This is a genomic window from Rhodohalobacter sp., assembly GCF_041686455.1.
Lineage (GTDB): Bacteria > Bacteroidota > Rhodothermia > Balneolales > Balneolaceae > Rhodohalobacter.
Genome location: NZ_JAWLDW010000006.1, coordinates 52646 through 58089, shown reverse-complemented (window position 1 = coordinate 58089; position 5444 = coordinate 52646). Strand labels below are relative to the sequence as shown.

Annotated in this window: 5 protein-coding genes; 1 reads left to right on the top strand and 4 read right to left on the bottom strand. The window is 42.8% G+C overall.

The genetic code is table 11. The features are described from left to right. The 4 genes from ACESM0_RS01760 to rpsL all read right to left on the bottom strand — a co-directional run. Nucleotides 1-93: GTP-binding protein (locus ACESM0_RS01760; RefSeq protein ID WP_002583150.1), on the bottom strand; the 93-nt coding region annotated here is incomplete at its 3' end. 24 nt (nt 94-117) lie between these two features. Next, nucleotides 118-2262 (bottom strand): elongation factor G, encoded by a 2145-nt coding sequence (gene fusA, locus ACESM0_RS01755; RefSeq protein WP_372903037.1) that lies wholly within the window; start codon nt 2260-2262, stop codon nt 118-120. Between the two features lie 28 nt (nt 2263-2290). Beyond that, nucleotides 2291-2761, bottom strand: a complete 471-nt coding sequence (gene rpsG, locus ACESM0_RS01750) for a 30S ribosomal protein S7 (RefSeq protein ID WP_372903039.1) — start codon at nt 2759-2761, stop codon at nt 2291-2293. Nucleotides 2762-2785: 24 nt separating this feature from the next. Further along, the gene (rpsL, locus tag ACESM0_RS01745; protein ID WP_372903035.1) at nt 2786-3160 is read right to left on the bottom strand and encodes a 30S ribosomal protein S12; all 375 of its coding nucleotides are present in this window, start codon (nt 3158-3160) and stop codon (nt 2786-2788) included. A gap of 190 nt (nt 3161-3350) precedes the next feature. Between rpsL and recG the strand changes: the two genes are divergently transcribed. Continuing rightward, complete coding sequence (gene recG, locus ACESM0_RS01740; RefSeq protein WP_372903033.1) at nt 3351-5417, top strand: ATP-dependent DNA helicase RecG; 2067 nt, start codon at nt 3351-3353, stop codon at nt 5415-5417. Nucleotides 5418-5444: the final 27 nt, after the last annotated feature.

The window sequence follows — 5444 nt, the reverse complement described above, 5'->3', positions numbered from 1 at the left end:
CGCTGCCGTTAATGTCGTCTTACCGTGGTCTACATGACCAATCGTCCCTATGTTTACGTGCGGCTTACTCCGCTCAAACTTCTCTTTTGCCATGGTAAATTTCTTTTTTAGTAGTTATTAAGCTTGTTGTTCAATGATTTCCTGAGCTTTTGAGTCAGGTACCGGCACATATTCAGAGAACTCCATAGAATATGCTGCACGGCCTTGTGTAAGTGATCGAAGATCTGTTGAATAACCAAACATTTCTGAAAGCGGTACTTTAGCCTGCACAACAGAACCTTCTACATTATTATCCATTTTCTGGATGATACCGCGTCGACCATTTACATCACCGATTACATCACCCATAAATTCTTCTGGTGTTGTAATCTCTACTGCCATTACTGGTTCAAGTAGTTCTGGACCGGCCTTTTTTGCTGAATTTCTGAATGCCAATTTAGCACAGAGTTCAAAACTAACCTGATCGGAGTCAACATCATGGTAAGAACCATCAAACAGTCTCACTCCAATTTTTTGTACAGGATAATTTGCCTGTATACCATTCTTCATTGCTTCACGGAATCCTTTTTCAACAGAGGGGATAAACTCACGTGGAATATTACCACCAACAATCTCATTGATGAATTTGAAATCTTCATCAACTGACACTTTTTTGTCATCATCTGCAAATTGCTCAAAGTGCTCGAGTGGTCCGATTTCAAATGAAATATCAGCAAATTTACCACGTCCACCTGTTTGCTTCTTGTAAACTTCGCGGTGTTCGAAAGGTTTAGAAATCGTTTCACGATAGGAAACCTGTGGCTGACCTACATTCGCCTCAACTTTAAATTCTCGTCTGAGTCGGTCTACAATAATTTCAAGGTGAAGCTCACCCATTCCGGCAACGGTTGTCTGACCTGTTTCTTCGTCAGTTGTAACCTGGAATGTAGGATCCTCTTCAGCAAGCTTTACAAGACCTGTAGTCAATTTCTCAGCATCGGCTTTAGACTTAGGTTCAATCGCCAGCTTAATAACAGGCTCAGGAAATGTAATCTGTTCAAGAATTATTGGGTCATCCACATCACAAAACGTGTCACCCGTATTCACTTTTTTAACACCTACAGCTGCTGCAATGTCGCCGGCACGTACAATGTCGATATCTTTTTTGTCATTCGCGTGCATCTCAAGTATGCGACCTACACGCTCTCGATCACCTGTAGTCGAGTTCAATATATATGACCCCTTTTCAAGCTGACCGGAATAAACGCGGAAGAATGTAAGCTTACCAACATATGGGTCAGTAGCAATCTTAAATGCGAGAGCGGAAAAAGGCTCATCTACACTTGGATTTCGCTTCATCGTCCGGGTTTCATCTTTTGGATCAATACCGTCTACAGCCTCTACATCAAGAGGACTCGGTAGATATTCAATTACTTTATCCAGCAGTACCTGTACTCCTTTATTCTTAAGAGCTGTACCACAAAGTACCGGTGTAATATCGCGTGCCAAAGTTGCTTTTCTAATGGCACTGTTAATTTCTTCTTCAGAAATTTCTTCTTCCATCAGGTATTTTTCCATCAACTCATCATCATGATCAGCGATGTTCTCAAGCATGAGCTTTCTAAACTCTTCAGCTTTTGTTTTGAGATCTTCTGGGATGTCAACGATTTCGTACTTAGCACCTAAAGACTCATCATCCCAAACAATTCCCTGCATATTGATCAGGTCCACAATACCTTTGAAGTTTTCCTCAGCACCAATAGGAATCTGAATTGGAATTGGATTCGCGCTTAGTTTATCACGCATTTGATCAATTACGTTGTAAAAATCTGCACCGGTACGGTCCATCTTATTAACAAACGCCATCCGCGGAACCTTATACTTATTAGCCTGACGCCATACAGTTTCAGATTGTGGTTGAACAGCACCTACAGAGCAAAACACTGCAACAGAACCATCCAATACACGGAGAGAACGCTCCACCTCAACGGTAAAGTCAACGTGACCCGGCGTGTCAATGATATTTATTCTATGATCCTTCCAAATACAGTGTGTAGCAGCGGATGTAATTGTAATACCACGCTCTTGCTCCTGCTCCATCCAGTCCATAGTGGCCGCACCATCATGAACTTCACCCAATCGGTGACTTCGCCCGGTGTAAAAAAGAACACGCTCCGTAACGGTAGTCTTACCGGCGTCAATATGAGCCATAATACCGATATTTCGCGTTCTGCGAATTCGGTCTATAATTTTCGGGTCGGTTTTTGTCGTTGCTTCAGACATGAAATTGTGTATTTAAATACTAAAATTTTTAAAATCGGAAATGAGCGAAAGCTTTGTTTGCCTCTGCCATTCGATGTGTTTCATCTTTCTTACGAACCGCTCCGCCTTCATTTTTTGAGGCATCAATCAGTTCACGGCTCAAGCGAATCGCCATCGACTTGTCGGTTCTTTGACGAGACGCCCGAATAAGCCATCTCATTCCAAGCGCTGTTCCTCTTTCAGAACGAACTTCCATTGGCACCTGGTAAGTAGCACCACCTACACGGCGACTCTTAACTTCAACTACCGGAGACGCATTAGATAAAGCCGTTCTAAACACTTCAATTGGTTCTTCACCGGTTTTTTCTTCAATAATTTCAAACGCTTGATATAAAATCTTTCTTGCAACGCCTTTCTTGCCGTCACGCATCAAGCTATTCACAAACCGTGTAACCAATTTGTCGTTAAATATTGGATCCGGTTGTATTTCTCTTTTTTCTGCTGTTTTTCTGCGCATAATCTCTAAAGATTAAAAATCCCTGTGTTAACCTTTTGGTTTCTTAGTACCGTAATGGCTTCTTCCCTGTTTACGATCGTCAACGCCGGCGGTATCAAGTGTACCACGAACAATGTGGTAACGCACACCGGGGAGATCCTTCACACGGCCACCTCGAATCAACACAATACTGTGCTCCTGCAAGTTGTGACCTTCACCAGGGATATAAGCTGTTACTTCATAGCCATTCGTTAATCGAACTCTTGCTACCTTACGCAGAGCTGAGTTAGGCTTCTTTGGTGTTGTTGTGTAAACACGGGTACAAACACCACGTCTTTGTGGGCAGTTTTGCAGCGCAGGCGATGTTGTTTTCTTCACCTTGCTTTTTCTGCCGTTTCTAATAAGTTGTTGTATTGTAGGCACGAGTTTTACCAGTTTGGTTTCGTAAAATCAAGAGCTGATAAAGATAGCAATTAAACCATCGTATATGCAAAATATTTATCAATTTTTTTTCCTTTTTGGTATGAAAATTCTATATAGTATTCAAAACTTGTCATAAACGGCTTTTTAAGTGAAAAATTATTATCCAATTGTTATATAACACTATATCAATTTGAAACTTCTTGAACTACATAATCTGAGCCAAAAAAGGCTCGTTGCTCTACAGTCTGTTGGAATCCATCACCCCGAAGATCTTTTGATGTTTTTCCCGCGCAGATATCTGGATAAATCCAACTTTAAACCCATCGGCTTACTAAGAGAAACCGGTGAACCTGTATCGGTTGCCGGTAAAGTGCAATCAGTAAATGTAACCGGCTATAAAAACAAGAAAAGACTGGAGGTTATTATTCAGGATAATAGCGGCTCTATGAAAGTAGCCTACTTCAAGGGTTGGAAATATTTCATCAACCGCTTCAAAAAAGGTGAATGGGTTGCGCTTTATGGTACAGTTAAACGCTATGGGCGATATATGAGCATGGCACACCCGGAAGTTGATCAGATTTCAGGACCTGACGATGTTGACCAGTTTAAAACATTAACTCCCATCTATCCAAGCAATAAACACTTTTCAAAAGCATACATTACCAATCAACTGCTTGCAGACTGGATTCAACAAATTTTAAATTCAACTACCGTTCCTGAATTTTTACCTGAAGCCATTCTTAATCGTTACAATTTCCCCAAAAGAGATCCTGCGTTCAGGGCCATTCATAAACCAGAGACTCAACAGCAGGCGAATAAAGCGCTCGAACGTTTCAAGTATGAGGAGTTCTTTCTGTTTGAGCTTAGCATGGCTAAAATTAAAAGCATACGCATAACAAGAGCTCAAGGAAAAGTTTTGGAGCCCGGTGAACTCACAAAAAAATTCTTTAACGAGCAGATTCCATTTGAGCTTACCGACGGGCAGAAGAACTCTTTAAAAGATATTCGTATTAACCTGCAATCCGGAAAGCAAATGAACCGCCTGATTCAGGGCGATGTGGGCGCCGGCAAAACAGTTGTTGCTATCGGATCCATGTTGATGGCTGTGGATAATGGTATGCAGGCGGCAATGATGGCTCCGACAGAAATCCTGGCCGAGCAGCACTATCACACGATCAAGGAGTATCTGGAGCCGCTCGGTATCAATCATAGGTTAATTACGGGTAGCCAGTCTTCCGCACTGCGCCGGGATATTTTGAGTGATATAGCCGGCGGTACGTGCCAGATCGCCGTGGGCACTCACGCCATTTTTCAGGATAAGGTAGAGTTTAACCGCCTCGGCCTTGCAGTGATTGATGAACAGCACCGCTTTGGCGTAAAACAGAGAAATGAACTTCTTCTTAAGGGAGACAATCCTCATCTTCTTGTGATGTCGGCTACACCCATACCTCGCTCACTGGCTATGACCATCTACAGCGATCTTGACATCTCAATCATTGAGGGTTTGCCCGGTGGACGCAAACCGATCAAAACGGCCGTGCGAACAGACAAAGAACGCCCCGGTGTCTACAATTTTCTCGAAGAGAGCATCAAAAAGGGCGATCAGGCATACATTGTGTATCCACTGATTGAAGAGTCCGAGGCAATGGACTTGAAAGATGCCACAATGGGTTTTGAGAAGCTAAAGCGGCGATTTCCTGATTTCCGAATCGGCCTGCTTCACGGAAGATTGAAACCGGAGGAAAAGGATGGCATCATGAAACGTTTTTCGGAGGGCGAGATAGATATCCTGGTTTCAACAACGGTGATTGAAGTGGGAGTGGATGTTCCCAACGCGTCCATTATGATCATTGAACATGCCGAGCGATTCGGACTTTCTCAGCTTCACCAACTTCGTGGAAGAATTGGTCGTGGCAGAAAACAGAGTTACTGCATTCTGATGCCCGGTCAGAAGCTCAGCAAAGATGGGCGCTATCGTCTGAAGATGATGATCGACACCACCGATGGTTTTAAAATTGCTGAGGCAGACTTAAAGCTTCGCGGCCCGGGAGATTTCCTTGGAACGAAACAGAGTGGTCTCCCTGAATTTAGATTTGGTGATATTCTGGAAGACAGAATCACACTTGAACAGGCAAAAAATGATGCATGGCAGATTGTCCGAACCGATGATGAACTTTCAAAACCTGAGCACAAATCCCTAAAGAAAGTATTCGAACCCTACTTTAAGAAAAAAGCTGAGTTTTTTGGGATTGGGTAGACAGTTCTACAGTTCTACAGTTCTACA